Source organism: Streptomyces alkaliphilus (assembly GCF_014141535.1).
In the GTDB taxonomy this organism is placed as follows: domain Bacteria; phylum Actinomycetota; class Actinomycetes; order Streptomycetales; family Streptomycetaceae; genus Streptomyces; species Streptomyces alkaliphilus.
In genome coordinates, this window is record NZ_VKHT01001668.1 from 1 (window position 1) to 543 (window position 543).

At 68.0% G+C, this 543-nt stretch carries 1 pseudogene; it reads left to right on the plus strand.

The window, feature by feature from the left end:
* Nucleotides 1-183 precede the first annotated feature (183 nt).
* Nucleotides 184-543, plus strand: a pseudogene (locus tag FNQ90_RS26240) (GntR family transcriptional regulator); the annotation flags it as partial.

Here is a 543-nt window from a genome sequence, read left to right on the forward strand (position 1 = left end):
CCCCCGGCGTGACCTGCGCGGCGTCCACGGAAAATTGGTGCTCACTCTTTCGTGGTACGCGGGGCGATTCCGGGGGTCCGGTGGGGTTATGGTCACTTCCACAACCGTAAAAAAGCTTCGGCCCCCGTGCGGGATTGCAGTCCCGCCGAGGGCCTGACCGATCAGGAAGAGAACAGCTTCCCGATGGCTGAGAACCATTTTAGCCGCCCGGCGGGCGGCGTGTGCCATCTTTACGTCCGGCACACCGAGAACTACATCGTTCTGACGAACGAGTTGATCACCCGTGCGACCATGGGGCTGACCGTGGCGATGGGCCTGTACATCCTGTGGGCCCCCGAGGGCACCTCGGTGACGGTGGAGTCGCTGTGCGCCCGCTGGCGCGAGGGCCGCACCCTGATCCGCCGCGCGCTGCGGGAGCTGGAGGAGATCGGCTTCCTCGAGCGCCGCGTCGAACAGGGCCCGGACGGGCGGCTGACCACCCGCACCATCATCCACCACCGCCCCCGCGACCTGGAGTCCCTGCCCGTCGGGGCCACCCCGTCC